Consider the following 26,339-nt stretch of genomic DNA (forward strand, 5'->3'; position numbering starts at 1 on the left):
GAATTTACTGAGGGCGCCCGCACGGATCGCCGGTGAATTCGGCACTCCGCCCCGATAGTATTGTGCTATTTCAACGCACTAGATCGGAACACTACCCCATCGCCCCACCACGACCGTCCCGCCTCCTCGACACACCAGCCCGGACCCGGGCTTGTGGGGGACCGGGGGCGCGGCTAGCTTCCGGCCACCAACGCCCCGGGGTCCAGCGCCCCGGGGCCCCAGCAGTGACAGAGGATTCCATGAGCAAAGCCTGGCACCAGGAAACCGCGGCCGATCTGGGCCGCGGCATCGGCGAGGGGCGGATCTGCCCGGTCGAACTGACCGAGTATTTCCTGGCGCGCAGCGCGGGACAGGGCCTTGAGGGCGGCGCGGCGCTGGCCGACCGGATCTATGCCAGGCTGATGGCGCCCCAGGCCCGGGCCGAGGCCGAAGCCGCCCGCGACCGGGCGCGCAATGGCACGCGCCGCGGGCTTCTGGACGGGGTGCCGGTCGCCTGGAAAGACCTGTTCGACACCGCAGGCGTGGCGACCGAGGCGGGCTCGGCCCTGCTGGCCGGTCGGGTGCCCGCGGCCGATGCCGTGGTGGTCGAACGCCTGACCCAGGCGGGTCTGCCGCCGCTCGGCAAGACGCATATGACGGAGCTGGCCTTCTCGGGCCTCGGCCTCAACCCGATCACCGCCCATCCGCCCTGCGTCAACGATCCCGAGGCGGCGCCCGGCGGCTCGTCCTCGGGCTCGGCGGCGGCGGTGGCCTTTGGCGCGGCGCCGCTGGCCATCGGCTCGGACACCGGCGGCTCGGTGCGCCTGCCCGCGGCCTGGAACGATCTGGTGGGGCTGAAGACCTCGCCCGGGCGGATCCCGGCCAAGGGCGCGGTGCCGCTGGCCGCGCGCTTCGACACGATCGGGCCGCTGGCGAAAAGCGTCGAGGATGCGGCGCTGGCCTTCGCCCTGCTCGACGGCTCGGCGGCGCCGGATCTGACGGGCGCCAGCCTCAGGGGCAAGCGGCTGCTGGTGCTGGAAACCATCGCGCTGGACGACCTGGAGGAACCCGTCGCGCGGGGCTTCGAGGCGGCGCTCTTGCGCCTTGCCGCGGCCGGGGCCGAGATCAGGCACGCCGCCATCCCGCCGGTGGCCGAGGCGATGGCGATTTCCGGGATTCTCTATACCGCGGAATGCTATGGCACCTGGGAGACGGTCATCGAGGCCGCGCCCGAAAAGATGTATCCGCCGGTGCTGGAGCGGTTCCGCGCCGGGGCCGGGCATCGCGCCTGCGATTATGTGGCGGCCTGGCTGCGGCTCGATGAGCTGCGCGAGGAATGGGCGCAGATGGTCGCCGGGTATGACGCGGTGATCCTGCCGACCAACGCCATCCTGCCGCCGAAAGTGGCGCCGCTTCTGGCCGATGCCGCGGCCTTCGCCCGCACCAACCTCGCGACGCTGCGCAACACGCGGATCGGCAACCTGTCGGGCGGCTGCGGGCTGACCCTGCCCAGCGGCACGGCCTCGGTCGGGGTGTCCTTCATGGCGCCCGCGGGCGGTGAGGCGGCGCTGCTGCGTCTGGGCGCTGCCGCGGAAAAAGCGCTGGCGGGCTGAGGCGTTGACCCCCGGGCGCGGGATCCGCACCCGGGGGTATCAGGCCTGACCGGCCTCTTGCAGGAAGGTGCGGATCAGCGGCAGGCGCCCGGCCGAACGCGACCAGAGCACGCCCACTTCGCGCAGCGGCGCGTCCGGCAGCGGGAAACTCTCGACCTGCACGCCCGCGGGCCAGGGCGCGGGCCAATCGGGGATGATCGAAACGCCGAGCCCCCGGGAAACCATAATCATGATCGCTTCCAGCGAATCGAGTTCATGCCCGTCGCGCGGCTGCAATTGCTGGGCGCGCAGGTATTGCTCGACCGCGCGGCCGCCCCAATGGTTGCGGTCGTAACGCAGGAAGGGGAATTCGGCGAGCAGCGTCTCGGTCGGCGCGGCGGGGGTGCCGGGGGGCGCGATCAGCAGGTGCTTCTCGCGCCGCAGCGTCAGCCAGTCATAGCTTTTCGGCAGCGGGAAATGCGGCCTGACCAGCACCGCCAGATCGAGCGATCCGCCGCTGAGCTGGTCCCACAGATCCCCCGAGGCGCCCGGCACCAGATACAGGTCGATCCCCGGCCGGTTGCGCCTGAGCGCCAGCAGGATATCGGGCATGATCCCGGTCAGCGCGGTCTGGATCACCCCCACCCTGAGCAGGCCCGAGGCCCCGTCGACCGAGGCCGCGGCGCGCAGATCGTCCTCCAGCGCCAGCATGCGCTCGGCGATAATCATGATCGCCTCGGCCGCGGCGCTGGGGCGCAGGCGCTGGCCGTGGCGTTGCAGCAGGGGCTGGCCGATCTCGGCTTCCAGCGCCCGGATGCGCTGCGACACGGCCGAGGGGGTGATGTTCATGCGCCGCGCCGTCTCGGCGGCCGAGCCGGTGCGGACGATGGTGAGAAAGGTCTGGAGGAATCGGGTATCCATCGGCACATTTCTTAATCAAATGAAAAATGGCCGCAAGTTTTTCTGAACGTCAGGGGCGACCTTTCCCTTGCCGCCCCTGACCCGCCCTCGCCGTCCTCAGTCCAGTTCGAGGATCACCTGCCCCGCCGCCAGCAGCGCGCCCGGCTGCGCCAGGATCCGCGCCACGCGCCCGGCGAGCGGCGCCAGCAGCGGGCTTTCCATCTTCATCGCCTCGATCACCGCGAGGCGCTGTCCGGCGTCGACCCGGTCGCCCTCGGCCACCAGCAGCGCGCTGAGCTGGGCGGCGGCCGGGCTGCGAAGCTGGCGTTCCTCCTCGCCCTGATCGGGGGCGGGCATGGTTTCGATCAGCCGGTCGGCCAGCGCGTCCAGCACCCGCAGACGGGTCACAGCGCCGCCGCGGCTGATGGTCCAGCTCTCGCCCTGACGCTCCAGCGCGGCGGTGACCGGCTGGCCGTCGATCCGCCCGCGCCAGACCGCCTGCCCGGGCAGCCAGCCGCTGGCCACGAGGGCCGCAGCGCCGAGGCCCTCGATCCGCAGCGCACCGTCACTCCCCGTGTTTAGCGTGACGTCCTGCGCCGCCTTGGCGCCGCGCAGGACCAGCGCGCGGGGCAAGGCGACATCGGGCTCGCGGCTGTGGGTCGCGGCGGCGGCGATGAGCCCGGCAAGGCGGCGGTCATCCGCGCTGCCCTCGGGCGAATATCCCTCGGGGAATTCCTCGGCCAGGAACCCGGTGGCAAGCCGCCCCTCGCGCCAGCGGGGATGGCGCATCAGGCGGGAGAGAAACGGAATGTTGTGGCGGATGCCGCCGATGGCGAAGGCGTCGAGCGCCTCGGCCTGCGCCTCGATCGCCTCGGCGCGGGTCGGCGCATGGGTCACCAGCTTGGCGATCATCGGATCGTAATGGACCGGGATCTCGCCGCCCTCGAAGACGCCGGTGTCGTTGCGGGTGGTGACGCCCGCGACCACGCCCTCGGCCGGCGGGCGATAGGTGGTCAGCCGCCCGGTCGAGGGCATGAAGCCCTGCTCGGGATCCTCGGCATAGATCCGGCTTTCGACGGCCCAGCCGTTCAGCCGGACGTCCGTCTGCGCCAACGGCAGCGGTTCGCCCGCGGCGGAGCGGATCATCAGCTCGACCAGATCCTGCCCGGTGACCAGTTCGGTGACCGGGTGTTCGACCTGCAGCCGCGTGTTCATCTCGAGGAAATAGAAGCTGCGGTCCTGACCGACGACGAATTCCACCGTGCCCGCGCTGTCATAGCCCACCGCCTGCGCCAGCGCGACCGATTCCGCGCCCATCCTCGCCCGGGTCTCGGGGTCCAGAAGCGGCGAGGGGGCCTCTTCCAGAACCTTCTGGTTGCGGCGCTGGATCGAGCATTCGCGCTCGCCGAGATAGACGCAGTTGCCGTGCTTGTCGGCGATGATCTGGATTTCGATATGGCGCGGATTCTCGATGAATTTCTCGACGAAGACCCGGTCGTCGCCGAAGGACGCTGCCGCTTCCGACTTCGCCCGGGCGAACCCCTCGCGCACCTCGCCCGGGCTGTGGGCGATCCGCATCCCCTTGCCGCCGCCCCCGGCCGAGGCCTTTATCATCACCGGATAGCCGATGCCGGCGGCAATGCGCTCGGCCTCTTCGGGCGTGTCGATGACACCGACGTGGCCCGGCACGGTGCTGACGCCCGCCTGCACCGCGGCGCGCTTCGATTCGATCTTGTCGCCCATCGCCTCGATGGCGTGGGGGTTGGGGCCGATGAAGGTGATCCCCTCCTCGGCCAGCCGCCGGGCGAAGAGCGCGCGCTCCGAAAGGAACCCGTAGCCCGGATGCACCGCCTCGGCGCCGGTGGCCTTGCAGGCGGCGATGATCTTTTCGATGGAGAGGTAACTGTCCGTGGCGGGCGCGGCGCCGATCAGCACCGCCTCGTCCGCCAGACGCACATGCAGGGCGCGGGCGTCGGCCTCGGAATAGACGGCGACGGTCTTGATGCCCATGCGGCGCGCGGTGCGGATGATGCGGCAGGCGATTTCGCCGCGATTGGCGATCAGGATCTTGGAAAACATCGAAAAACCTTACCGCTGAGGGGTGTCGTGACCGGCGAGCGCCGCGATCAGGGCGCGCTTGGTCTGGTTCGGGGAAAGGGGCTGCGGGACCTCGGGTCCCTCGCTGCCGCCACCAAGGCCGATCCGCGCGCCGGGCCAGGCCAGCAGCCGGGTACGGGCATCGCCCAGACCAAGCGCCAGCGCGGCGATGCCCTGGGCGCGGCGCAGGACCAGCGCCACCGGCGGCTGCGGCAGGGCGGTCAGGGCCCGGCGCAGCGCGGCGGCTTCGGCCAGCGCGCCTGCGGCTTCCTCGGCCTGACCGGGCAGGCTGCCGGGGGTGTCCAGCAGCATGACCAGCGCCAGCCCCTGCCCCGCCAGAAAATCGACGAAGCGGCGGGCCTTGCGGCTGGCAGCGGCGTCGAGCGCGCCGCCGTTCTGCGCGGGATTGCTGGCGATGAGCCCGACCGGCTGGCCACCGATCCGCGCCAGATGGCAGCCCAGCGCCGTCCCGTGGTCGGGCCAAAGGGCGAGGCTTTCGCCCTCGTCCGCGACAAGGCGGACCAGCGCCGCACTGTCCCAACCCTCGAACGGGTCGAGGGGGAGGAGCGTGGTGAAGGCCTCGTCGCTTTCCGCCAGCGCCGCCGCGCGGGGCCGGGTGAGGCCCAGCAGGCGGCGGATGTCCAGCACCAGCCGCACGTCATCGGCCGCGCCGAGGGCGGCAAGCCCGGTGCCTGCGCCATGCAGCCCGGCCCCGCCATAGGCGGCCTCCGGGTCGTCCTCGTGCCCCAGACGATGGGCAAGCTCGGCCCCGCCCAGCGACCAGAACCCGGCGGCCCGGTGCATGACCACCAGATCGGCCAGCGCCGGGGTCAGCGCCATCGGGCCCAGCGCCGGGCCTGACAGCGCGGTGATCGACAGGCCCCGCCCCTTCAGTGCGGCGCGGGCGGTCAGGCAGGCGTCCATCGCCGCCAGCCCCTCGACCCCGGCAGCGCCCGTCAGCGGCGGGCAGTCGAGGAATTCGACCAGCGCCACACCGTCGTTCGCGACACGCCGGTAGAAGGCCGCGCGCTGGTGCAGCACCGCCGGATCGCCGGGTCCGGCATCGGCCAGCGCCAGCACCGGCCGCCCGTGGACCAGCCCCGAACCGAACCGCAGCGCGCCCGATCCCTCGATCCCGGCGCTGCCCGGATCGAAGAGCAGCCGCAGGCGATCCTCGGCGGTCAGGAGCCCGCGCGCGGCCTCGGGGTGCGGAGAGAGGGAAGAAGCAAGCATTGGAAAGTCCCTGATAATCCCGCGCGGCCCGGGTCTGGGGGCGGACCCTCAGATCGCCGCCAGCAGCGCGATGATGCTTTTCTTGACGTTTTCGATGTGGGTTTCGACCAGATGGCGGGACTGGGCCTGATCGCCCCGGCGCAGGGCCGCGACGATCCCCAGATGCTCGCCATGGCCGATGCGGAACCGTTCGGGGATCCGCTCGACGTTGAACATATGCGTCTTGAGGCGCAGGTCACCGATCATCCGGGCCAGCAGCGCGTTGCCGGAATGCTCGGCAATCGCACCATGGAGCAGGTTGTCGATGGCCCAATCCTCGTCCGGGCGCGGCGCGGTCTTGGCCAGAAGGGCGTGGATCGCCTGATCGATGGCGTCGAGGTCGGCCTCGGGGATCTTGCCCGCGGCGTGAAAGGCGGCCTCGCCCTCCAGCAGGCGCCGGACGTTCAGCGCCTCGATCAGCTCGCGGGTGGAAAGGCCGCGCAGCACCAGCGCCCGCCCGGCTTCGCGCACGACGATACCCTCGGATTCCAGCCGGTTCAGCGCCTCGCGCGCCGGGGTGCGCGAGACGTTCAGCATCTCGGAAACCCGCCGTTCGTGCAGGACCGAGCCCAGCGGCAGGTCGCGGCGCAGGATCATGTCCAGAAGCTGGTGATAGACCCGCTCGCTGAGCAGCGTCTCGGGGGTGGAGGGCTCGGCCATCGGCGGGCTCACAACGGGGCGAGCGGGCTGACGGCGATCCCCGCCGCTTCCAGCCGGGCCCTGAGGCGGGCCGCCATCTGCACCGCGCCGGGCGTGTCGCCATGCACGCAAACGGTGTCGATGGCCACCGGGATCCGCGCGCCCGAGAGGGTTTCCAGCGCCCCCGCTTCCAGCATCCTCAGCACCCGGTCGGCGGCCAGATCCGCGTCATGGATGACCGACCCGGCGATCCGGCGGGAGACCAGATTGCCGGTCTCGGCATAGGCGCGGTCGGCGAAGATCTCGCGCGCCAGCCGCAGCCCGTGGCGTTCCCCGGCCTTCTCCGTCTCCATCCCCGGCATGACCATGAAGATCAGGTCCGGCGCGCAGGCCTTCAGCGCCCGGGCGATGGTGTCGGCCAGGACCGGGTCCTCGTTGGCCATGGTGTTGAGCGTGCCGTGCGGTTTCACGTGCTGGAGGGGGACGCCGACCACCGCGGCCATGCCGCGCATGGCGCCGATCTGGTAGATGATCTGCTTCTCGATATCGTCCATGCTTTCGCCGCGGATCTCCCGCCGGCCGAAACCGTAAAGGTCGAGGAAACCAGGATGCGCCCCGGGGCGGACGCCCTTTTGCCGGGCCAGCGTCAGGGTGCGGTGCATGACGCTGGGATCGCCGCCATGAAAGCCGCAGGCGATATTGGCCGAGCTGACGATGTCCAGCATCGCCGCGTCATCGCCCATCGTCCAGGCGCCGAAGGCCTCGCCCATATCGCAATTGAGATCAATGGCGCGCATCGCGACCTCCCCTTCCGCAGCCGGTGGCTCCCTGTCGCGCAGGGCGCTTGGCGTTAGTGTTCCAGTGGTATACCACTAGAATACCGATTCTGAAAACAGAGGGAAGCGCCAATGCGACACAATCCGCCGCCGCGCGAGCCGACGCTCGACAGGCCCTTGGAATTGCCGCGTTTTCTGCCTGCGGGGACCGGCGCCCTGGTGGTGGAATTCGGCGCCCGGGTGGACGAATCGACCAGCGAGGCCGTGCTGGCCCTGGACCGCGCGGTGACCGCCGCCGGGATCGAGGGCGTGATCGAGCTGGTGCCGACCTATCGCTCGCTCCTCGTGCATTTCGATCCGGCAGTGATTCGGGCCGCCGCCCTGCGCCGGAGGCTCGAGACGCTGGTCGCCCATCCCGAGGCCGCCCCGCGCGAGGAGCGTCTGTGGACGATCCCCGTCTGCTATGGCGGCGCCTGCGGCGAGGATCTGGAGGCGGTGGCGACGCTGCACAAGCTCGACCCGCAGGAGGTCGTGGCGATCCACGCCGCCTCGGATTTCCGGGTCTACATGATCGGCTTCGCGCCGGGGTTCGCCTATCTCGGCGGCCTCGATCCGCGGCTGCACACCAGCCGCCGGGTCGAGCCGCGGCTCAGGACGCCGGCGCGCTCGGTGTCCATCGGCGGGGCGCAGAGCGCGCTCAACCCGCCCTTCGAACTGCCGAGCGGCTGGCATCTGCTGGGCCAGACGCCGGTGCATCTGTGGGACCCGCGGCGCGAGGGTGATGCCACCATCGGCCCCTCGCTGCTTTTGCCCGGCGACCGCGTGCGCCTCAGCCCCGTCGGGCCCGAGGAATACCGCGATCTCTGCGCCAGGGCCGACGCGGGCGATCCCGTGGCTCAGTTGCAGATCCAGCCCCGAACCGCCGAGGAGACACCGGCATGAGCGCGAACGACACCCCCGGGCTGCGGCTGGTTGAAGCGGGCCTCGGCACCTCATTGCAGGACCTCGGACGGCGGCATTTCCAGCGGTTCGGGATCTCCGAATCCGGGGCTCTGGACGCGCCCGCGCTGCGGCTGGCGAATGCGCTGCTGGGCAACGAGCCCGGCACCGCGGCGCTGGAGATCACGCTGTCCGGCCCGGTGATCGACATCGAGGCCGAGCGCGTGCGCCTGGCGCTGGTCGGCGCCGATTTCCCGGTCACGCTGAACGGTCAGGCCCTGCGCTGCGGCCGCTCCTTCGAGGCCCAGCGCGGTGACCGGCTGGTCATCGGTCTGGCGCGTCAGGGGGCGCGGGCCTATCTGGCCGTGGCGGGCGGCTTCGCCGCCGCGCCGACGCTGGGCAGCCTGTCGACGCATTCGCGCTCGCGCCTCGGCGGGCTGGATGGCGGCTATCTGAAGGCGGGCGACCGGCTGGCGCTGACGCCGGGCGCCGCGGGCGAGGGTCCGCAGCTGGCGCTGCCCGCCCTCCCCGCCCCCGAGGCCGCAAAGCTGCGCGTGGTGCTGGGTCCGCAGGACGATTTCTTCACCGATCAGGGGATCGAGACCTTCCTCAGCGCGCGCTACCAGGTCTCGCCCCGCGCCGACCGCATGGGCTATCAGGTCGAGGGCCCGGCCATCGCCCATGCCAAGGGGTTCAACATCGTCTCGGACGGGATCGTCAACGGCTCGATCCAGGTGCCGGGCAACGGCCAGCCCATCGTCCTGCTGGCCGACCGCCAGACCACCGGCGGTTATCCCAAGATCGCCACGGTGATCGAGGCCGACCTGCCGATCCTGGCGCAGCTGCGCCCCGGCGAGAGCCTCGGCTTCACCGCCGTCACCGCCGACGAGGCCGAAGAGATCGTGCTGGAAGCCCGCGCCGCGCAGGCCGCGCGGGAGGCGGCGCTGGTCGAGGTGGGCGCGGCGCGGCGTCCGCCCGCGATCCGGGCGCTGCTGAGCGCCGATCTGACCGCCGGTCTGGCGCGGGTCTGACCCCGCGCCCCCCGGCGCCTTCAACCGTCCGGGCGGAGGCAACCGCCGCCCGGACAGGCTCACGCCACCACCGGCAGCGTCTCGACCGCATAGGACAGCCGCAGCGAGCGGTTGCGGCGCGGGTCGTAGAGTTCGCCCTCGAAATGGCTGCCCGGACGGATCCCGCCCTGCACCCCCAGCGTGCCGCAGAACATCGCATGACCGGGGGCCAGCTGGCGGTCGGCGAAGCCGTAGCGCTCGAACAGCTCGCGCGGGTGCAGCAGGCTCGCCACATTGCCCTCCTGATAAAGGCAGCGCTCGCCGTCGATCACCGCCCAGGAGCGCAGGACCAGCTCGTCCCAGTAATCCTCGACATCCTTCAGGCGCCACAGCTCGCGCGAGACGGGCTTGGCCGAGATCTGCTTGGAAAAGGCGATGGAATAGGCTTCGAGCTTGCGGTCGGTATGGTCGGAGCCCACGCCGAGCAGCAGTTCATCGCCATCGGCGAACAGCACCGCCTCGATCTCGCCCGAGGTGTCGCCGCCCAGCACCTGCACCGGCTGCCCGGCGTCGCATTGGCAGAGCAGCGCCTCGGCCACACGGTAATAGACCGGCACGCTCGACGGCGCGGGCACGCCGATGGCGGCCAGTTCGTGGATATGTTCCTCGACCGCGGCACGGTCGCGCCCGGCCCAGCCGGCCACGATCAGCTGCGCGACATCGAAGCGGCGCTCGGCGCGGCCGCCCTCGGCGTCCAGAACGGAGAAGGTCATCTGCATGGGGGTATCCTTGGACAGAGAAAAGGGGCCGGCCAGTCGTCGGCCGGCCCCGCAGGTCGGCTGACGCGGGCCTAGCCGCCCGTCGCCAGATTGGGCAGGAACAGCGCCAGCCCCGGGAAGGCGATGAGCAGCAGCACCATCACGAACATCAGCAGGACGAAGGGGATGGAGCCGACGATCACCTCATTCAGGGTGCCGCGCTTGCGCACCCCCTGAACGACGAACAGGTTGAGGCCCACGGGCGGCGTGATGAGCGCCATCTCGATCAGCACGATCAGCAGGATCCCGAACCAGACCGGATCGAAGCCCAGCGAGGTGATGAGCGGCGCCACCAGCGGGATGGTGATAATCATCAGCGACAGGGTTTCGATGAAGAAGCCCAGGATGATGTAGAAGCCGATCAGCAGGAACAGCGTCTGCATCGGCGACAGCTCCAGCGTGGCGATGGTCGACAGCAGGGAATCCGTCAGCCCGATGGAGGCCAGAATGAAGTTCAGGAAGTTCGCGGCGATCATGATCAGCATGATCATGCAGGTGGTGCGCATTGTGCCTTCCAGCGCCTCGCCCACCATCTTCCACGACAGCGTGCCCGCCATGAAGGCCATGATCAGCGCCACCACCGTCCCGATGGCCGCGGCCTCGGTCGGCGTGGCCCAGCCGGTATAGATCGCGCCCATGATGAAGCCGAACAGCACCAGCACCGGCACCAGATGCACCAGCTTGGCGAAGCGCTGGGCCATGGTCGACTTGCGCCGCTCGCCGCCCCATTCGGGCTTGATCAGGCACATGATCAGGATCGCCAGCATGAAGAGGCCCGACAGCACCAGACCGGGGATGATGCCCGCCATGAACAATTGCGGGATCGAGGCCTGGGCCAGGAAGCCATAGACGATCAGGTTGATCGAGGGCGGCAGCAGGATGCCCAGCGTGCCCCCGGCGGCGATGGACCCGGCGAAGAAGCGTTCGTCGTAGCCAAAGCGCGGGGCCTGCGGCAGGGCGATGGTGCCGACGGTGGCGGCCGTCGCGACCGAGGAACCCGAGGTGGCCGAGAACATCGTCGCGGTGCCGATATTGGCGTGCATCAGCCCGCCCGGCATCCACGACAGCCAGGAATCGAGCGCGTCATAGACCTTGGTGGCGATGCCCGAGCGCAGCAGCAATTCCCCGATCAGGATGAAAAGCGGGATCGAGACCAGGATGAAATTGGTGCTGGTGTCCCAGATCTGGTGGCCCAGCGCCCGGCTGAGCGGGGCGGCGGCGAATTCCCATTCCAGCACCATGGCCAGAATGAACAGCGCGGCGGCCACCGGGATGGTCAGCGCCAGAAGGCCGAGCAGGACGAAAATGGCGGTCAGAAGCATCAGCCGTTCCTCTTTTGCAGGGCTTCGGCCTCGGCGATGGCCTGTTCGGTCTCATCGAGGACAGAGACGGTGCCAGTGACCCGGTTGACCACGGCGTAGTCGCGCTCGATCAGCACCGCGGCCAGCACGCGCAGCAGGATCAGCGCGGTGACGAGGGTGAAGAACACCAGCCCGGCGACGAACAGGCCCTGCGGGATCCACATCGGGGTCTCCAGCGTGGTGATCGAGGTCGAGCCGCGGTTCCACGAGCGCTGGAAGACATGGAACATCGCCTGCGTGGTGGCGAAGGCCATGTAGCCCAGCCCCAGCAGCGCGATGATATGCAGGACCACCTTGCCCATGTCCGGCACGCGGCTGGTCACCAGATCAATGCGGATATGCGCCTTCACCAGAAGCGTATAGGCACAGGCCCAGCTCGTCGAAACGGCGAGGGCGTAATACGACAATTCATCGGCGCCCCAGGTGGACAGGCCGAAGAACCGCCGCGAGAGAATGTCGAAACTGATCAGGAAGGCGGAGATGAGGATCGCTCCGCCCCCGGCATAGACGGCCCAGCGAGAGACGACGAGGGCCCCCGCCAACAGCCGATCGAGGAGCCGCGGCAATGCGTGCATGGGTGGGTTCCGGGATAGGGGTCACATAAGGCGCGCCGCCCCCGGACATGTTCCGGGGGCGGCGGCGTCGAGTATCTTACTCGGTCAGGACGGCGTCGAGCAGGGGCGCCACGGTGGCGGCGAAGGTCTCGGCGCATTCACCGGCGCAACGCTCGTTCCAGCGCGGCAGCACGACGTCGCGGGTCAGTTCCACGGCGCGGCGCTGGTCGGCCTCGGTGATTTCGACCAGGGTCAGGTTCTGCGCCGTGCCGACCGCGCATTCGCCGCCGGTGTTGCAGGCGATGCCCAGCTGGTTGTCGGCCACGGCGTTGTTCCAGATCTGGTCTTCCAGCGCGGCGACCTGCTCGCGCAGCAGGGTCTGGGTTTCCTCGTCAAGGCTGTTCCAGCTGTCGTTGTTCATCGCGAAGCCGACCGGATCCCAGCCGCCGATGGGCAGCGGGTAGAAGTGGGTCGAGACCTCGGACCAGCCGCCGAAGAACCCGGACAGCGTGCCGGTGATGCCGCAATCGATAACGCCACGGTCCAGCGCCACCGGAACCTCGTTGAAGGCGATGGAGACGCCGGTGCCGCCGACCGCTTCGATGAAGTCCATGGTCATGCGGCCCGAGCCACGGATGCGCAGACCGGCCAGATCGTCGAGCCCGTTGATCTCGGCCTTGCAGAACACCACCTGCGCGGTGAAGGGCGCGACGCCCAGCAGCACGGAATCGAAGGCCTCGTCGAAGACGCGCTCCAGATAGGGGCGGTAGGCGATCGAGATTTCGCGGGCCAGCGCCGGGTCGGCGATGGCGGGGATGTCCAGACCCTCGACGCGGGGCTCGTCACCGGCCACGTAGTCGATGATCGTGGTGCCGATGTCATAGACGCCCTGTTCCACCATCTCGTAGACTGCGGCGCCGCCGAGGCCGAGCCGGTCGAAGGCCTGCACGGTGACGTTGATGCGGCCACCGCTGGCGGCGGGCAGCGTCTCGGTCCAGAACGGCAGTTCATAGGTCGGATAGAGGCTCGAGGTGCTGAGGCTGCCGACCACGTTCAGGTCATAGCTCTGGGCCAGCGCGACCCCCGAGGTGCTGAGCAGCAGGGCTGCGGCAAGAGCGGTTCTTTTCATGGTTAACTCCCTGTCTGGTTGTTGGGCGACCCGGCGAACCGGATCAGAGGATGGAAAATTCGGTGTTCTTGCGGTCGGTGACCAGCATGCTGCCCGGCGCGTGGGTGATGGCGAACGAGGGTTTCGCCTGGGCGATCACCGCCTGGGGCGTCACGCCGCAGGCCCAGAAGACCGGGATCTCGCCCTCACGCGGGGGGTTCGGATCGCCGTAATCGGGCTTGGCGATATCGGCAATGCCGATCGCCTCGGGCAGGCCGATGTGGATGGGCGCGCCATGGACCGAGGGGAAGCGCGTGGTGATCTGGATGGCGCGGATCGCCTGGGCGGGCACCAGCGGCCGCATCGAGACCACGGTCGGCCCGTGGAACCGCCCGGCCGGGACGCAGGGAATGCTGGTGCGGTACATCGGCACGTGCTGGCCGTTCTCGACATGGCGCAGCGGCAGGCCTTCCTGCAACAGCGCCTCTTCGAAGGACAGCGAGCAGCCGATGACGAAGCTGACCAGATCGTCGCGCCAATAGTCGCTGACGTCCTTGACCTCGGCCACCATCTCGCCGTTCTCCCAGACGCGATAGGCCGGAAGGTCGGTGCGCAGGTCCAGATCCTCGCCCAGCGAGGGCACGAAGGGGCTGCCGCGCTCGGCCACGCCGATCACCGGGCAGGCGCGCGGGTTGGCATTGGCGAAGCGCAGGAATTCCTCGGCGTATTCATAGGGCAGGATGGCGAGGTTCGCCTGGACATAGCCCGGCGCGGTCCCGGCGGTGCTGTAGTCGATCTCGCCCGAGCGGCAGGCGAGGCGCACGTCGCGGCCGGTCGAGCCGTGGCCCCAAGTCTCGCGCGCCATAGGTTGCTTTGTTGCTGTCATGATGTCGTCCAGGGAACATTCTTGTTACCGAAAGAAGATCATCCCGCGTTTTGCTTGTCCAATAATGGTAATCGATGCTTTTCGATAACGATCTCTTATAGTATTGCGCGCCATCTGCCAGGGTCTGGGGGCCTCGTGACCGATTTCCGTTCGCTTGAATGTTTCTACTGGGTGGCCCGGCTGCAAAGCTTCAGCCGCACCGCCGAGCGGCTGAACACCACGCAGCCCGCCATCTCGCAGCGGGTCTCGGCGCTGGAGCATGAGCTGGGCGGCAAGCTGCTGGACCGCAACGGCCGCTCGATCTCGCTGACCCCCCGGGGCCTTGTTCTGGTTGAGTATTGCGAGCGCATGCTCGATCTGCGGACCGAGATGCTGACCGCCGTGACCGCGCCGCAGGCGGTGCGCGGCACGGTGCGGCTGGGGGTGTCCGAGACCATCGTCCGGCTCTGGCTCAACGCGTTTCTGGAACGCGTGCATGCGCTCTACCCCAATCTGGTGATCGACCTGTCGGTCGATGTGACGCCGGTCATGCTGGAACAATTGCTGCGGGGGGATCTGGACCTCTGTCTCTGCCTGTCGCTGACCGAGGATGTGCGAATCGCCAATCTGCCGCTTTTCACGGCGCCTCTGGTTTTCCTCGCCTCGACCGAGATGGAGATCGGCCCCGAGCCTTTGGGAATCGAGGCGCTGCGGGCGGTGCCGATCATCACCTATCCCAAGGCGACCTCGCCCTATACGACGCTGATGCGCGCCCTGCACCGCGCCGGCGAGACGCGGCCGCGGGTCTATACCAATTCCTCGCTCGCCTCGATGATCCGCATGACGCTCGACCGGATCGGCATCTGCGCCATCCCCGAAGAGGTCGCCCGGACCGAGATCGAGGAGGGCAAGCTGCGGGTGATCCGGACGGTTCTGGAGCTGCCCGAACACCGGTTCAGCGCCTGCTACCTGCACCGCACCAGCGCCGGGGTGGTCGAGCATCTGGCGATGCTGGCCCAGAAGGTGGGCGGCAGCGACCGGCAGTCCTGACCCGCGCCCGCCTCAGCGCCGCAGGCCCCAGACGCTGATATCCTGCCCCATCGACACCGCCAGATCCTCGATCGAATCGTAGAGCAGCTCCAGCGCGTAATGCGGATTATGCGCATAGGCGCCCGGGTCGGCGGTGACGAATTTCCAGTTATAGGCCGCGCGCAGCAGCCGCGGCGTCCAGGCGTTGAACGCAACCGCGCGCCCGTCCGCCATGTCCGGCTGGCCGTCGCCATTGGCATCGGCGAAGAAATAGGGGTAGCGCGCGCCATCATAGAGCAGCGCCGTGTCCGCCACCCCGGCGGCATAGTCGCGCATCACCGACAGAAGCCGTGCGGCATTGGCGGCGATGTCGGCGCGGATCCCCTGCCCCAGATTGCCGCTGCCGTCATAGCTTTGCCGCGCGATGCGGATATCGGCCGGGGTGCCGGTCTCGTGGCAGGTGCGGCAGGTTTCCTCGGCCACCTCCAGCGAATGCGGCTCGTGGCAGGAGACGCAGGTATTGACCGGGCGGGCGTGGAAGAAGCGGCCGACATAGGTGCGGTCCGGGTAATGGTAGCCGCCCTGCGCATGGCCCCCCAGCCAGACCGCCCCGGCGACGGCGTAATGCGGGTTGATGAAGCCCAGCGCGGGATCGGGCGTATCCACCGTCCCGGCCCCCGTCGCCTGCGCCACCTGCACGCCCGAGGCGCGGCCCTGGTGGCAGGTCAGGCAAGCCGTCTCGGCCGTGGTGGCGACGGGATGCATCACGCCGCTGGGCATGCGGACCTCGGTCACCCGGCCCAGGTTCGGATCGTGGCAGGTGGCGCAATCGACCACGCCGCCTGTGGGCAGGGGCGCCGCGGGCAGGCCCGGCGCGCTGCCGTCGAGGCCGTGATAGGACCGGAAGCCCGCGCCCGCGTGACAGACGGCGCAGGCGGGCGGGATCTCGCCCTCCTCGTTCCAATGGGCGAAGGATTCGGAGCGCGCATCGGCATGCGGCGAGCGCGCCCAGGCGCTGATCGCCGCCTGCTGGGCGATGGTGATCTGGTCGGGCCGGTAGGGGCCGGAGCGGGGCATGACGTAGAGTTCGAGCTGCTCGGCCAAGGCCTCGATATCGGGGGTGGCGACGGGGTCCGGCGCCTGCGCCGACGACGCAACCGGAGCGAGTGCCAGCAGCGCGCCGAAAACATACATCAAAAATATTGCTTTCGATTTCAATAGCATGTTCCCGGCCCTCACATCCTATGGTCTACTCAACCCTGCCCGTTCATGCTATCCGTGAAAGCGAATTCCCGCAACGCCGACCGGGTCAAGACCCGGCGGCGCGCGCCGCGCCAGACCCGCGGACCATGGAGACGCGATGCTGCCCGCCCGTTTTTCCGCAGGCCTGATCCTGCCCCAGCCCCGCCTGCCCGACCCGGCCGCTCCCGTCGCGACCGAGCTTACCGTCGAGGCCGCGGTCCAGCCCGCCCCGGGCGAGTCGCTGCGGGTCGAGCTGCTGGTGACCGAGGACGCCGAGGTGGCGCAGGGCCAGCCGCTGATGCGGCTGAAGACCGCGCCCGGGATCGCTCTGGTCGCGCCGATGGCGGCGCGGGTGGCGCGGATCGATCTGCAGCCCGGCCGCCGCTTGTCGCAACTCGTGCTGTTTCACGAGCCGGGCGGCGCGCGGCATGCCTTCGACACCCGCGGCGCCGGGGGGGACCCGGCGCGGCTGCGGGCCCTGCTGCAGGAAAGCGGGCTCTGGCGGATGATCCGCAGCCGCCCGTTCGGCCGCATGCCCGCCCCGGCGGAGGCGCCCGCCGCGATCCTGGTCATGGGCCGGGACACCCGCCCCGGCGCCCCCGATCCGGCGCTGGCGATCACGGGGCGCGAGGAGGATCTGGCGCGCGGCCTTTCGGCGCTGGCGTCCCTGACCGCAGGCCCCCTCCTTTATGCCGGGCCCGGCGCCCCTGCCCCGGCCCGGCCCGTCGCCACCGGCCCGCTGCATCCTCAGGGGCTGGCCGGGCCAGTGCTGCACCGCCATGTCCCGGCCCGGACCGGCGCCCCGGTCTGGGACCTGACGGCGGAAGACGCCGCCGATATCGGCGCGCTGCTGGCCACCGGGTTCCTGCCGCCAACGCGGCTGATCGCCATCACCGGCGAGGCGCTGCGCAGCCCGGCGCTGGTCCGCTGCCAGCCCGGCGCCGATCTGCGCGGGCTGACCCGGGCCCGGGTGCTGCCCGGCCCGCATGACGTGCTGAGCGGCTCGGCGCTGGACGGGCGCCCGGCGCTGTGGCTCGGGGCGCGCGACCGGCAGGTGACCGCCCTGCCCCGCGCCCCGCGCCCGGCGGGCCGCCACTGGTTCCGCGCCGCGCTGGACCGCGCCGCGCGCCATGCGCCGATCATCCCGACCGCGGCGCTGGACCAGGCGCTGGGCGGCGACCTGCCCGCCGCCGCCCTGGTCCGGGCGCTGGCCGCGGGCGATGCCGAGGGGCTGATCCGGCTGGGCGGGCTGTCCTTGCTGGAGGAAGATCTGGCGCTGGCCGATTACGCCACCGGCTCGGACCAGCGGCTGGCGCGGCAATTGCGGGCGCTGCTGGACCGGATCGCCGCCGAGGAGGGTTTGGCATGAAACAGGGCCTGTGGGACCGCGAGACGGTGGCGCTGCTGCTGCTGGCGGCCTTGCTGCCGATGCTGCTGGCCTGGCTCTGGGACGGCGGGCTGATGGCAGCGGGACGGCTGGGGTTCGCGCTGGTCGTCTCGGGCTTCTGGCATCTGGCCTTCATGCTGATCCGCGCCCAGCCGCCGTCCGTCGCGGGCGTGCTGACCGCGCTGGCCGTGGCGATGCTCGCGCCCGAGGACCTCAGCCTGTTGCAGCTGATCCTCGGCATCAGCTTCGGCTCGGTCATCGCCGAGCTGGTCTTCGGTGGCTGGGGCCGCAACGTGCTGAACCCGGCGACGGTGACGCTGGCCTTCCTGGGCTTCGGCTTTCCCGCCGCGCCCTGGCCGGATCTGGCCCTGCCCGTCGGCTGGGCGGCGATCCCGGCGCTGGGGCTCGGCGTCCTCTTCGGCGTCATGGCGCTGCGGCTGGTGCTGGGCGCGGTGCTGGCCCTGGCCCTGTGCCTCTGGGCCGGGGTGCCGCTGGCCCCGCTGCTGCCGGTCGCCGGCATCGTGCTGGCGCTGCTGGTCAGCGATCCGGTCGCCAGCGCGTCCACGAAGCTGGGCGGCTGGCTGAACGGCGCGCTTTACGGCCTGTTGCTGGCGCTCTTCGCCGCCCATTGGCAGGGCGCGGCGCCGGTGCAGATGGCGGTTTCGGCCGCGCTTCTGGCGTCCCTCGCCGCCCCCCTTCTCGATGAAATCGCGCTCGCGCTCTGGATCCTGCGCAGGAGGATGCACCATGGCTGACCTCAACCCGCTCACCGCCTGGCGCCGGCTGCTGGCGCTGCCGAACGAGAGCCGGACCAAGACGCTGGTCATGGCCTTTCTGGTCTCGGTGATCTGCGCACTGGCGGTCAGCGGCGCCACGGTGATCCTGCGCCCGATCCAGGCCGCCAACCGCGCCGCCGAGCAACAGGCGCGGCTGGAGGCGCTGGTCGCGGGCATCCCCGGCATGTCCGAGCTGCTGGCCAGCGCGGGCGGCACGCTCACCACCGTGGTGATCGACCTGAAGCGCGGCCGCGCCGCCGGGGAGGTCACGCCCGCCACCCTCGCTGCCGCGCTGCAAGACAGCGGCAACTGGACCGCGCTGAGCCCCGCGCAGGACCTCGCGGGCCTCGGCCAGCGGCCGGATTTCGCGCAGATCTATCTGCTGCGGGGCGAGGGCGACGCGCTGTCGCTGGTGCTGCTGCCGGTCAGCGGCGCGGGCTACAACGGCCCGATCGACGCCATCGTCGCGCTCAGGGCCGACATGAACACCATCGCCGGGCTGGCGATCACCGGCCAGTCCGAGACCCCGGGCCTGGGCGGACGGGTCGAGGAACCGGCCTGGCTGGCGCAATTCCCCGGCACGCCGGTGGCGGATGCCGGCGGCACGGTCCGCTTTGCCGTGGCGCGGGGACCGGCGGGCAGCGAGTACGAGGTCGACGGCATCACCGGCGCCACCCGCACCTCGAACGCGATGACGCAGATCATGCGCTTCTGGCTGGGGCCGGACGGCTATGGCCCGTTCCTGACCGCCGTGCGGCGCGGGGAGTTCTGAGGCATGGCGGCGCGCCCCTCCTCCTGGTCGATCCTGACCGATCCGCTGATCCGGCAGAACCCGGTGACCTTGCAGATCCTCGGGCTCTGTTCGGCGCTGGCGGTGACCACTTCGGTCGCGACGGCGCTCACCATGTCGGCGGCGCTGACCGCGGTGCTGGTCCTGTCGGCGGCGCTGATCTCGATGATCCGCAACCATATCCCCGGCTCGATCCGGCTGATCGTGCAGATCGTCATCGTCGCCTCGCTGGTCATCGTCATCGACCAGCTGCTGCAGGCCTATCTCTTTGACATCAGCCAACGGCTGTCGGTCTTCGTCAGCCTCATCACCACCAATTGCCTGGTGCTGGGCCGGACCGAGAGCTTCTCGCGCCACAACCCGCCGGGCCGCGCCATGCTCGACGCTCTGGGCAACGGCCTTGGCTATTCGCTGGCGCTGCTGGTGATCGGCTCGATCCGCGAATTGTTCGGGACCGGCGCCTGGCTCGGCTGGCAGGTGCTGCCGACGGTCGATCAGGGCGGCTGGTTCACGCCGCTGTCGCTGATGCTGCTGGCGCCCTCGGGCTTTTTCCTCTTGGGCGGGCTGGTCTGGGCGCTGCGCTCGGTGCTGCCCGAACAGGCCGAGGACCCGGAACTCCTGCCGCCCGACCGGCCGGAGGATATCGCATGAGCGATCTCGCCTCCCTCTTCCTGCGCGCGGCCTTTGTCGAGAACATGCCGCTGACCTTCTTTCTGGGCCTGTGCACCTTCATCGCGCTGTCGCGCAAGACCGGCCCCGCGCTGGGTCTGGGCGTGGCGATGGTCGCGGTGATGGGGGTGACGGTGCCGCTCAATCACGTGATCTTCCACGGGCTTCTGGCCCCGGGCGCCTGGGCCTGGGCCGGGCTCGCGGATACCGACCTGTCCTATCTGCGGCTCATCGCCTTCATCGGCGTCATCGCCGCCACGGTGCAGCTGCTGGAGATGGTGCTGGACCGTTTCTTCCCGGCGATCCATGCCTCGTTCGGGGTGTTCCTGCCGCTTTTGACCGTGCAATGCGCGATCCTCGCGGGCAGCCTGTTCATGGTCGAGCGCAGCTATACGCTGGCGCAATCCACCGTCTTCGGTCTGGGCGCGGGCTTCGGCTTTGCCGTGGCCGCGGTCATGCTGGCGGCGATCCGGGCGCGGCTTTCCTATGCCGATCTGCCGCGCGGGCTGAACGGGCTGGGGATCACCTTTTTCCTCGCGGGGCTGATGTCGCTGGGCTTTTCCGCCTTCGCGCAGATGGTGGCCTCATGAGTGAGATCCTGCTGGGCGCCCTGCTGATTACGCTCCTGATCGTCGTGCTGACACTGGTGCTGCTGGCCACCCGGCAGCGGCTGATCCCGGCCGAAAGCATCACCGTCACGGTGAACGGGACCGAAACCATCGAGGCCCGGCGCGGCGACCGGCTGCTGACGGTGCTGCATGGCGCGTCCATCGGCATCCCGGCGGCCTGTGGCGGATCCGGCACCTGCGGGCTTTGTCGCTGCACGGTGACGGGTGAGGGCGCCGGACAGGCGCAGGCCACCGAAAAGGGCATTCTGTCCGCGGCCGAGCGCAAGGCCGGGGTGCGGCTGGCCTGCCAGACGGCGCTGCGCGGGCCCTGCGCCGTCACCGTCCCGGCCGAATTCCTCGGCGCCACTGGCTTCACCTGCACCGTCGTCTCGAACCGGCAGATGGCGCCCCTGATCCGCGAGCTGGTGCTGGACCTGCCGCCCGGCCAGCCCTTCGACTTCCGCGCCGGGGGCTTCCTGCAACTGACCGCCCCGCCCTATGCGCTGGATTTCCAGGACGTCGCGGTCGACGCCCCCTTCCGCGAGGCCTGGCAGCTGGCCGACTGGCCCAGCATGCGCTCGGTCTCGGACCAGCGGGTCACGCGGGCCTATTCCATCGCCAACCGGCCCGAGGATCAGGGCCGCGCCGTCTTCAACATCCGCCTCGCCGCGCCGCCTGCCGGGCAGGAACATGACCTGCCGCCGGGCGTCGTCTCGTCCTGGCTCTTCGCCCGCAAGCCCGGTGACAGGGTCGAGGCCTCGGGGCCCTTCGGCGAGTTCCACGTCCAGCCGACCGACCGCGAAAAGATCTTCATCGGCGGCGGTGTCGGCATGGCGCCGCTCAGGTCGATGATCCACGAACAGGTGGGCCAGGGCAGCACGCGGCCCATGCGCTATTTCTATGGCGCGCGCTCGGCGGCGGACCTGTTCTATGTCGAGGAATTCGAACGGATCGCCGCCACGTATCCGCATTTCCGCTGGACCCCGGCGCTGTCCGACCCGGCCCCCGGCGACCGCTGGCAGGGCGAGACGGCTTCATCCATGACGTGGTGCGCGCCCATCTGTCGCGCCATCCCGCGCCCGAGGACTGCGAGTTTTACCTCTGCGGGCCGCCGGTGATGATCAACGCCGTGCTGCACACGCTGGCCAGGCTGGGCGTCGAGCCGCAGTCCATCTTCAACGACGATTTCGGAGGCTGAGCCATGCCCTTCCACCCCACCCGTCGCCGGATGATCGCCGCCAGCGGCGCCTTCGCCGCGACCCTGCTGCTGCCGGGGCCGGGCCGGGCGCAGAACCCGGTCGAGGTGATGGAGGGCCGCGCCTTCGCCAGCCATTGGCGGGTGAGTGCCCCCGCCGGACAGGGGATCGAGCGGCACCGGGCGGCCATCACCGCGCTGCTGGCCGGGATCGACGCGCAGATGTCGCCCTGGCGCGCCGATAGCGAGGTGACGCGCTTCAACGAGGGCACCCGGGCGGCGAGCCCGGTTTCGGCCGGGACCGCCCATGTCGCCCGCGCCGCGCTGGATCTGGCGGCGGCCAGCGGCGGCTGGTTCGATCCGAGTGTCGGCCCGCTGGTCGCGCGCTGGGGCTTTGGTCCGATCCGGGGCAGCGAGGCGGGCGATTGGCGGGGGCTGAGCGTCGGCGAGGCAGGCCTGGGCCGCGACCGGCCCGGGCTGACCATGGATCTCTGCGGCATCGCCAAGGGGCGGGCGCTGGATCTGGTGCGGGCGCTGCTGCTCGACGCGGGCGTCACCGACGCGCTGGTCGATCTGGGGGGCGAGCTGGGCAGCCTGGGGCGTCACCCTGCCGGCCGCGACTGGCGGGTGGCGGTCGAGGATCCGCGACCCCGCAACCCCGGCGCGGCGATGGGCCTGCGCCTGCCCGCGGGGCTGGCCGTCGCCACCTCGGGCACCCGGGCGCAAAGCTATGCCTTGGGCGGGCACCGCTATGGCCATATCATCGCCCCCCGCGCGGGGCGGCCCAGCGAGGGGCGCTTTGCCTCGGTCTCGGTTCTGGCCGACAGCGCGATGCGCGCCGATGGCTGGGCCACCGCGCTGATGGCGGCGGGCGAGGAGGGGCCGGACCTGGCCCGCGCTCAGGGGCTTGCGGCGCTGTTTCTCGCGGTCGAGGGCGACAGCCTGCGGCCGGTGACGACCGGCGATGTCGCCCGCTACCTGCTGTGACGGAGGGTGTGATGGAACTGCTTCTGGGGATCGCCGTGGTGCTGCTGGCCGCAGGCGGGCTGGCGCTGGGCCTCGCCTTCGGGCGCGGGCCGGTCAAGGGCTCGTGCGGCGGCATGGCCTGCCTCAAGGACGTGGCCTGCGAGGGCTGCCCGCACCGTCCCGAGGGGCGCGGGGCATGAGCGCGCATGAGACGCTGCACGGGCTGCTCAGGGCCGACGGCCCGGTGCTGGCGCCCGACATGCCGATCCGCCGCGCCGTGGCGATGCTGGTGGGCGGGCGCGTTTCGGCCGCGCCGGTGATCGACGACAGCGGCGCGCTGGTCGGCATCCTCAGCCAGAAGGATTGCTTCCGGCCGACGCTGAACGCGAGCTATTATCAGGAATGGAAGGGCAATGTGGTCGATTTCATGACACCCCGGGTCGTGACCCTGCAGGCCGGGATCGACATCGCCGACGCGGCCGAGGCCTTTCTCGCCCATTCCCACCGCGCCTTTCCGGTGCTGGAGGGGGACCGCTTTCTGGGCATGCTGCACCGCTCGGACCTGCTGCAGCGGCTGGTCGAGCTGAGTTGAACGGCCCTCCGGCCCTCGGTCATTGACAAAGCGCCTGCGAAGCCCCACATCAGAAGGGCGCCACTGCTTTGCCGCGTGAGCAGGCGGGTTCCATCCGCCCCCGGCCTTGGCGCAGAGTTTTCCCACATCACGAGAGGGGGGACGCCGCCCGGTGCGGCTCGCGGTACAATACGGTGCCGGAGTGTTCGCCAGGGTGCACCCCGTTCGACCCGGCGCATGGGCGCTGGTCGGCGATACCCGGACCCCGGTCCGGACAAGGATTGACATGACTTTCACTGAACTCGGGCTCAACGCCCGCATGGTCTCGCGGCTCGAAGCCCTGGGGCTGACCACGCCCACCCCGATCCAGCAGCAGGCGATCCCCGTGGCGCTGCAGGGCCGCGACGTGCTGGGCATCGCCCAGACCGGCACCGGCAAGACCGCCGCCTTCGGCATCCCGCTGGTCGTGGCGCTGTCGAAAGCCCCCGAGCGCCCGCAGCCGCGTTCGGCCCGCGGGCTGATCCTGGCGCCGACGCGCGAACTGGCGGGCCAGATCGTCCGCACGCTGGAGGGGCTGACCGCCGACCTGCGCATCACCTTGGTGGTCGGCGGCAAGTCGATCCACGGCCAGTCCTCGGCCCTGTCGCGCGGCACCGATATCCTGGTCGCCACCCCGGGCCGCCTGATCGACCTGATCGACCGCGGCTCGGTGACGCTGGGCCAGACCCGGTTCCTGGTGCTGGACGAGGCCGACCAGATGCTCGACATCGGCTTCATCCATGCCCTGCGCCGGATCGCGCCGCTTCTGGGCAAGGACCGCCAGACGATGATGTTCTCGGCCACGATGCCCAAGTCGATGGCGGATCTGTCGCGCAGCTACCTGACCGATCCGGTCCGGGTCGAGGTCTCGCCGCCCGGCAAGGTCGCCGACAAGGTCACCCATTCGGTGCATTTCGTCGCCAAGGAAGAAAAGCAGGACCTGCTGATCGGCCTGCTGCGCGGCCACCGCGAGGACCGGGCGCTGGTCTTCTCGCGCACCAAGCACGGGGCCGAGCGGCTGATGAAGCAGCTTGACCGCGCCGGTTTCGCCGCCGCCTCGATCCATGGCAACAAGAGCCAGGGCCAGCGCGACCGCGCGCTTCAGGCGTTCCGCTCGGGTTCGGTCACCGTGCTGGTCGCGACCGATGTCGCGGCGCGCGGGATCGACATTCCCGGCGTCGGCCATGTCTATAATTTCGACCTGCCGAACGTGCCCGAGAACTATGTCCACCGCATCGGCCGCACCGCCCGCGCCGGCACCGCCGGCCGCGCCATCGCCTTTTGCGATGCCGATGAGGTGAGCGAACTCAAGGCCATCGAAAAGGTGCTCGGCATGCCGGTCGAGGTCGCCGGGGGCAGCCCCTGGCAGACCCGGGCCCAGGCGCCGAAACCGCAAAAGGGGCGCAGGCCGCGCCGTCGCACCGGGGGGACCTCGGCGCGACTGGCTGCGTGATCTCACGCAGCCCCCCATCTTCCTGAGGACCGAGCCCGCGCTGAACCGGCAGTTGACTGCGACCCGGACAGGCTTTCACAGCGACGCGGCGCTTTCCCCGCAGGAGGATGAGACATGACGACTCCCGACTGGATCAAACCCGGCCTCTACGGCGCCCTGATCGGCGCCGTCGCCGTCGCCGTCCTGGGCTTCACCTGGGGCGGCTGGGTGACCGGCGGCACCGCGCATGACCAGGCGATGGCGCTGTCGCGCAACGAGGTGGCCGCGGCCATGGTCCCCGTCTGCCTCGGCATGGCGGAACGCGATCCCGACCGGCTGGAAACGCTGGCGACGATCCGCGCCGCGACCAGCTACCGGCGCCGCGATGCGCTGATGGCGACCGGCTGGGCGACCATGCCGGGCACCGAAGCACCAAACCGCGACGTGGCCCAGGCCTGCCTCGCCGCGCTCGAGGTCGACGCGATGCCCGAAACCCCGGCCAGCGCGGCGGACGAAGGGTGAGCGGCCCCCGCGCCGCCGCCCGCCCCCGGGCCTTGAACGGGGAACACGCCCTTGGATGATACCCCCATGCAACGGACCGCGCCGGGCATGCGGATGCGCATCGGCTGCCGCATGCGCTATCGCATGGAGCAGCCGACGCCGCTGATCGCCATGCTGAACGTGCATTACTCGCGCTTCGGCGATCTGGAGCGGGCCGATTACCTCGTGACCTCGCCCAGCGTGCCGCTGGAAAGCTACCGCGACGGTTTCGGCAATTGGTGCACGCGGATGGTGGCCCCGGCGGGGGAATTCATCCTGGCCTCGGACGGGATCTTCCGCGATTCCGGCCTGCCCGATCCTTTCGCGCCCGAGGCCCGGCAGGCCGCGGTGCAGGACCTGCCCTTCGACACGCTGGTCTACCTGCTGGGCAGCCGCTATTGCGACACCGACCTGCTGTCCGAGGAGGCCTGGCGCCTCTTCGCGCAGACGCCGACCGGCTGGGCGCGGGTACAGGCGATCTGCGATTATGTGCACGAGACGGTGGCCTTCGACTACATGCAGGCCAGCGCCACTCGCACCGCCTCGGAAACGCTGCGGGGACGGCACGGGGTCTGCCGCGACTTCACCCATCTCGCCATCGCCTTTTGCCGCTGCATGAACATCCCCGCGCGCTATTGCACCGGGTATCTGAGCGATATCGGCGAGCCGATGCCCTATCCCGCCGGCGATTTCGCCGCCTGGATGGAGGTGTACCTGGACGGTCGCTGGTGGGTCTTCGACCCGCGCAACAACACCCGCCGTCTGGGCCGGATCCTGATCGCCCGGGGACGGGATGCGGCCGATGTGCCGCTGACCCAGACCTTCGGGCCGAACACGCTGACGCAATTCGACGTCTGGACCTGGGACGCGCATGACGACCCGTTCGAGGCCGTGCCCGGCGCCCGGAACTGAGGGGCGGGCCCGGTTCCCGGCCCGCGCCTGACAGAGCAAGACACGCCCCCTGACGCAACCTGAACTGGAGAAGACCATGGCCAAGGGCAAAAACCGTCGCGGCCGCGAAGACAAGAAGCCGAAACAGACCAAGGCCGCTCCGGCGCCGGTCATGTCCTTCAGCAAGGGCCTGACCCCCGACACGGCCACCAAGCTCAAGAAGGCCTGAGCCCGGTCGCCCGGGGGGAGCGCGCGCCTCTGCGATTGACCCGCCTCGCCCCCCCCCCGGGCGCC

At 70.3% G+C, this 26,339-nt stretch carries 28 protein-coding genes; 17 read left to right on the top strand and 11 right to left on the bottom strand.

The features are described 5' to 3' along the window. The first annotated feature begins 239 nt into the window (after positions 1-239). Complete coding sequence (locus DDE23_RS19170) at positions 240-1,592, top strand: amidase (RefSeq protein ID WP_107754640.1); 1,353 nt, start codon at positions 240-242, stop codon at positions 1,590-1,592. 39 nt (positions 1,593-1,631) lie between these two features. Here the strand turns inward: DDE23_RS19170 and DDE23_RS19175 are convergent, their stop codons facing one another. The 5 genes from DDE23_RS19175 to DDE23_RS19195 form a co-directional block, all read right to left on the bottom strand. Further along, on the bottom strand, positions 1,632-2,492 hold the full coding sequence (locus DDE23_RS19175) for a LysR family transcriptional regulator (RefSeq protein ID WP_107754641.1): 861 nt from the start codon (positions 2,490-2,492) through the stop codon (positions 1,632-1,634). A 96-nt stretch (positions 2,493-2,588) separates the two neighbouring features. Further along, on the bottom strand, positions 2,589-4,550 hold the full coding sequence (locus DDE23_RS19180; protein WP_107754642.1) for an acetyl-CoA carboxylase biotin carboxylase subunit: 1,962 nt from the start codon (positions 4,548-4,550) through the stop codon (positions 2,589-2,591). A 9-nt stretch (positions 4,551-4,559) separates the two neighbouring features. After that, positions 4,560-5,801, bottom strand: a complete 1,242-nt coding sequence (locus tag DDE23_RS19185; protein ID WP_107754643.1) for a carboxyl transferase domain-containing protein — start codon at positions 5,799-5,801, stop codon at positions 4,560-4,562. Positions 5,802-5,849: 48 nt separating this feature from the next. Next, entirely contained in the window at positions 5,850-6,500 is a 651-nt protein-coding gene (locus tag DDE23_RS19190; RefSeq protein WP_107754644.1) for a GntR family transcriptional regulator, read from the bottom strand. 8 nt (positions 6,501-6,508) lie between these two features. Further along, positions 6,509-7,276: a LamB/YcsF family protein gene (locus DDE23_RS19195; RefSeq protein ID WP_107754645.1), complete on the bottom strand. Its 768-nt coding sequence runs from the start codon at positions 7,274-7,276 to the stop codon at positions 6,509-6,511. 111 nt (positions 7,277-7,387) lie between these two features. Here DDE23_RS19195 and pxpB point away from each other — a divergent pair, with 111 nt between their 5' ends. Both pxpB and DDE23_RS19205 read left to right on the top strand, forming a co-directional pair. Continuing rightward, a complete protein-coding gene (gene pxpB / locus DDE23_RS19200; protein ID WP_107754646.1) occupies positions 7,388-8,197 on the top strand; it encodes a 5-oxoprolinase subunit PxpB in 810 nt (269 codons plus the stop codon). Next, entirely contained in the window at positions 8,194-9,225 is a 1,032-nt protein-coding gene (locus tag DDE23_RS19205) for a 5-oxoprolinase subunit C family protein (RefSeq protein WP_107754647.1), read from the top strand. The genes pxpB and DDE23_RS19205 overlap by 4 nt, the downstream gene beginning before the upstream one ends. A gap of 59 nt (positions 9,226-9,284) precedes the next feature. Here the strand turns inward: DDE23_RS19205 and DDE23_RS19210 are convergent, their stop codons facing one another. The 5 genes from DDE23_RS19210 to DDE23_RS19230 form a co-directional block, all read right to left on the bottom strand. Beyond that, complete coding sequence (locus DDE23_RS19210) at positions 9,285-9,983, bottom strand: DUF2848 domain-containing protein (RefSeq protein ID WP_107754648.1); 699 nt, start codon at positions 9,981-9,983, stop codon at positions 9,285-9,287. Between the two features lie 71 nt (positions 9,984-10,054). Continuing rightward, positions 10,055-11,344 (bottom strand): TRAP transporter large permease, encoded by a 1,290-nt coding sequence (locus DDE23_RS19215; protein WP_107754649.1) that lies wholly within the window; start codon positions 11,342-11,344, stop codon positions 10,055-10,057. Beyond that, entirely contained in the window at positions 11,344-11,958 is a 615-nt protein-coding gene (locus DDE23_RS19220; RefSeq protein ID WP_107754650.1) for a TRAP transporter small permease subunit, read from the bottom strand. Before DDE23_RS19220 ends, DDE23_RS19215 begins: the two co-directional genes overlap by 1 nt. 76 nt (positions 11,959-12,034) lie before the next feature. Beyond that, on the bottom strand, positions 12,035-13,066 hold the full coding sequence (locus tag DDE23_RS19225) for a TRAP transporter substrate-binding protein (RefSeq protein WP_107754651.1): 1,032 nt from the start codon (positions 13,064-13,066) through the stop codon (positions 12,035-12,037). Positions 13,067-13,109: 43 nt separating this feature from the next. Then, positions 13,110-13,910 carry a putative hydro-lyase gene (locus tag DDE23_RS19230; protein WP_107754652.1) on the bottom strand — a complete coding sequence of 267 codons (801 nt, stop codon included), beginning with the start codon at positions 13,908-13,910 and terminating at the stop codon, positions 13,110-13,112. Between the two features lie 156 nt (positions 13,911-14,066). Between DDE23_RS19230 and DDE23_RS19240 the strand changes: the two genes are divergently transcribed. Beyond that, complete coding sequence (locus DDE23_RS19240; protein ID WP_170121900.1) at positions 14,067-14,960, top strand: LysR family transcriptional regulator; 894 nt, start codon at positions 14,067-14,069, stop codon at positions 14,958-14,960. Positions 14,961-14,972: 12 nt separating this feature from the next. On the opposite strand, the gene DDE23_RS19245 is transcribed toward DDE23_RS19240, so the two are convergent. Beyond that, positions 14,973-16,133, bottom strand: coding sequence for a cytochrome C (locus DDE23_RS19245; RefSeq protein ID WP_107754653.1), 1,161 nt, complete (start codon positions 16,131-16,133; stop codon positions 14,973-14,975). Positions 16,134-16,299: 166 nt separating this feature from the next. Between DDE23_RS19245 and DDE23_RS19250 the strand changes: the two genes are divergently transcribed. The 13 genes from DDE23_RS19250 to DDE23_RS25760 all read left to right on the top strand — a co-directional run bounded on the left by DDE23_RS19250 (position 16,300) and on the right by DDE23_RS25760 (position 26,274). After that, on the top strand, positions 16,300-17,550 hold the full coding sequence (locus DDE23_RS19250; RefSeq protein WP_107754654.1) for a Na(+)-translocating NADH-quinone reductase subunit A: 1,251 nt from the start codon (positions 16,300-16,302) through the stop codon (positions 17,548-17,550). Next, positions 17,547-18,323: an RnfABCDGE type electron transport complex subunit D gene (locus DDE23_RS19255; RefSeq protein WP_107754655.1), complete on the top strand. Its 777-nt coding sequence runs from the start codon at positions 17,547-17,549 to the stop codon at positions 18,321-18,323. The genes DDE23_RS19250 and DDE23_RS19255 overlap by 4 nt, the downstream gene beginning before the upstream one ends. After that, positions 18,316-19,116, top strand: a complete 801-nt coding sequence (locus DDE23_RS19260; RefSeq protein ID WP_107754656.1) for a Na+-translocating NADH-quinone reductase subunit C — start codon at positions 18,316-18,318, stop codon at positions 19,114-19,116. The genes DDE23_RS19255 and DDE23_RS19260 overlap by 8 nt, the downstream gene beginning before the upstream one ends. Before the next feature lie 3 nt (positions 19,117-19,119). Continuing rightward, on the top strand, positions 19,120-19,785 hold the full coding sequence (locus DDE23_RS19265; protein WP_107754657.1) for an NADH:ubiquinone reductase (Na(+)-transporting) subunit D: 666 nt from the start codon (positions 19,120-19,122) through the stop codon (positions 19,783-19,785). Further along, the gene (nqrE, locus tag DDE23_RS19270) at positions 19,782-20,393 is read left to right on the top strand and encodes an NADH:ubiquinone reductase (Na(+)-transporting) subunit E (RefSeq protein WP_107754658.1); all 612 of its coding nucleotides are present in this window, start codon (positions 19,782-19,784) and stop codon (positions 20,391-20,393) included. Before DDE23_RS19265 ends, nqrE begins: the two co-directional genes overlap by 4 nt. Then, on the top strand, positions 20,390-21,529 hold the full coding sequence (gene nqrF / locus DDE23_RS19275) for an NADH:ubiquinone reductase (Na(+)-transporting) subunit F (protein ID WP_238150058.1): 1,140 nt from the start codon (positions 20,390-20,392) through the stop codon (positions 21,527-21,529). Before nqrE ends, nqrF begins: the two co-directional genes overlap by 4 nt. An 83-nt stretch (positions 21,530-21,612) precedes the next feature. Continuing rightward, a complete protein-coding gene (locus DDE23_RS19280; protein WP_107754659.1) occupies positions 21,613-22,593 on the top strand; it encodes an FAD:protein FMN transferase in 981 nt (326 codons plus the stop codon). Positions 22,594-22,604: 11 nt separating this feature from the next. After that, complete coding sequence (gene nqrM / locus DDE23_RS19285) at positions 22,605-22,772, top strand: (Na+)-NQR maturation NqrM (protein WP_116548254.1); 168 nt, start codon at positions 22,605-22,607, stop codon at positions 22,770-22,772. Continuing rightward, positions 22,769-23,164, top strand: a complete 396-nt coding sequence (locus DDE23_RS19290) for a CBS domain-containing protein (protein WP_107754660.1) — start codon at positions 22,769-22,771, stop codon at positions 23,162-23,164. Before nqrM ends, DDE23_RS19290 begins: the two co-directional genes overlap by 4 nt. A 265-nt stretch (positions 23,165-23,429) precedes the next feature. Continuing rightward, positions 23,430-24,635 (top strand): DEAD/DEAH box helicase, encoded by a 1,206-nt coding sequence (locus DDE23_RS19295; RefSeq protein ID WP_107754661.1) that lies wholly within the window; start codon positions 23,430-23,432, stop codon positions 24,633-24,635. Between the two features lie 114 nt (positions 24,636-24,749). Then, on the top strand, positions 24,750-25,136 hold the full coding sequence (locus DDE23_RS19300) for a hypothetical protein (protein ID WP_107754662.1): 387 nt from the start codon (positions 24,750-24,752) through the stop codon (positions 25,134-25,136). 87 nt (positions 25,137-25,223) lie between these two features. Further along, a complete protein-coding gene (locus DDE23_RS19305) occupies positions 25,224-26,066 on the top strand; it encodes a transglutaminase-like domain-containing protein (RefSeq protein ID WP_107754694.1) in 843 nt (280 codons plus the stop codon). A gap of 76 nt (positions 26,067-26,142) precedes the next feature. Further along, positions 26,143-26,274 carry a hypothetical protein gene (locus tag DDE23_RS25760; protein ID WP_272947890.1) on the top strand — a complete coding sequence of 44 codons (132 nt, stop codon included), beginning with the start codon at positions 26,143-26,145 and terminating at the stop codon, positions 26,272-26,274. Positions 26,275-26,339: the final 65 nt, after the last annotated feature.

This window comes from Pararhodobacter aggregans (assembly GCF_003075525.1).
Classification (GTDB): domain Bacteria; phylum Pseudomonadota; class Alphaproteobacteria; order Rhodobacterales; family Rhodobacteraceae; genus Pararhodobacter; species Pararhodobacter aggregans.

Coding starts and splice junctions, on each gene's coding strand:
- DDE23_RS19205 (WP_107754647.1), top strand. CDS start 8,194: ATGAGCGCGAACGACACCCCCGGGCTGCGGCTGGTTGAAGCGGGCCTC.
- DDE23_RS19210 (WP_107754648.1), bottom strand. CDS start 9,983: ATGCAGATGACCTTCTCCGTTCTGGACGCCGAGGGCGGCCGCGCCGAG.
- DDE23_RS19255 (WP_107754655.1), top strand. CDS start 17,547: ATGAAACAGGGCCTGTGGGACCGCGAGACGGTGGCGCTGCTGCTGCTG.
- DDE23_RS19260 (WP_107754656.1), top strand. CDS start 18,316: ATGGCTGACCTCAACCCGCTCACCGCCTGGCGCCGGCTGCTGGCGCTG.
- DDE23_RS19170 (WP_107754640.1), top strand. CDS start 240: ATGAGCAAAGCCTGGCACCAGGAAACCGCGGCCGATCTGGGCCGCGGC.
- DDE23_RS19175 (WP_107754641.1), bottom strand. CDS start 2,492: ATGGATACCCGATTCCTCCAGACCTTTCTCACCATCGTCCGCACCGGC.
- DDE23_RS19215 (WP_107754649.1), bottom strand. CDS start 11,344: ATGCTTCTGACCGCCATTTTCGTCCTGCTCGGCCTTCTGGCGCTGACC.
- pxpB (WP_107754646.1), top strand. CDS start 7,388: ATGCGACACAATCCGCCGCCGCGCGAGCCGACGCTCGACAGGCCCTTG.
- DDE23_RS19195 (WP_107754645.1), bottom strand. CDS start 7,276: ATGCGCGCCATTGATCTCAATTGCGATATGGGCGAGGCCTTCGGCGCC.
- DDE23_RS19220 (WP_107754650.1), bottom strand. CDS start 11,958: ATGCACGCATTGCCGCGGCTCCTCGATCGGCTGTTGGCGGGGGCCCTC.
- nqrE (WP_107754658.1), top strand. CDS start 19,782: ATGAGCGATCTCGCCTCCCTCTTCCTGCGCGCGGCCTTTGTCGAGAAC.
- DDE23_RS19180 (WP_107754642.1), bottom strand. CDS start 4,550: ATGTTTTCCAAGATCCTGATCGCCAATCGCGGCGAAATCGCCTGCCGC.
- nqrM (WP_116548254.1), top strand. CDS start 22,605: ATGGAACTGCTTCTGGGGATCGCCGTGGTGCTGCTGGCCGCAGGCGGG.
- DDE23_RS19280 (WP_107754659.1), top strand. CDS start 21,613: ATGCCCTTCCACCCCACCCGTCGCCGGATGATCGCCGCCAGCGGCGCC.
- DDE23_RS19265 (WP_107754657.1), top strand. CDS start 19,120: ATGGCGGCGCGCCCCTCCTCCTGGTCGATCCTGACCGATCCGCTGATC.
- DDE23_RS19230 (WP_107754652.1), bottom strand. CDS start 13,910: ATGGCGCGCGAGACTTGGGGCCACGGCTCGACCGGCCGCGACGTGCGC.
- nqrF (WP_238150058.1), top strand. CDS start 20,390: ATGAGTGAGATCCTGCTGGGCGCCCTGCTGATTACGCTCCTGATCGTC.
- DDE23_RS25760 (WP_272947890.1), top strand. CDS start 26,143: ATGGCCAAGGGCAAAAACCGTCGCGGCCGCGAAGACAAGAAGCCGAAA.
- DDE23_RS19305 (WP_107754694.1), top strand. CDS start 25,224: ATGCGGATGCGCATCGGCTGCCGCATGCGCTATCGCATGGAGCAGCCG.
- DDE23_RS19295 (WP_107754661.1), top strand. CDS start 23,430: ATGACTTTCACTGAACTCGGGCTCAACGCCCGCATGGTCTCGCGGCTC.
- DDE23_RS19225 (WP_107754651.1), bottom strand. CDS start 13,066: ATGAAAAGAACCGCTCTTGCCGCAGCCCTGCTGCTCAGCACCTCGGGG.
- DDE23_RS19245 (WP_107754653.1), bottom strand. CDS start 16,133: ATGTATGTTTTCGGCGCGCTGCTGGCACTCGCTCCGGTTGCGTCGTCG.
- DDE23_RS19250 (WP_107754654.1), top strand. CDS start 16,300: ATGCTGCCCGCCCGTTTTTCCGCAGGCCTGATCCTGCCCCAGCCCCGC.
- DDE23_RS19300 (WP_107754662.1), top strand. CDS start 24,750: ATGACGACTCCCGACTGGATCAAACCCGGCCTCTACGGCGCCCTGATC.
- DDE23_RS19290 (WP_107754660.1), top strand. CDS start 22,769: ATGAGCGCGCATGAGACGCTGCACGGGCTGCTCAGGGCCGACGGCCCG.
- DDE23_RS19185 (WP_107754643.1), bottom strand. CDS start 5,801: ATGCTTGCTTCTTCCCTCTCTCCGCACCCCGAGGCCGCGCGCGGGCTC.
- DDE23_RS19190 (WP_107754644.1), bottom strand. CDS start 6,500: ATGGCCGAGCCCTCCACCCCCGAGACGCTGCTCAGCGAGCGGGTCTAT.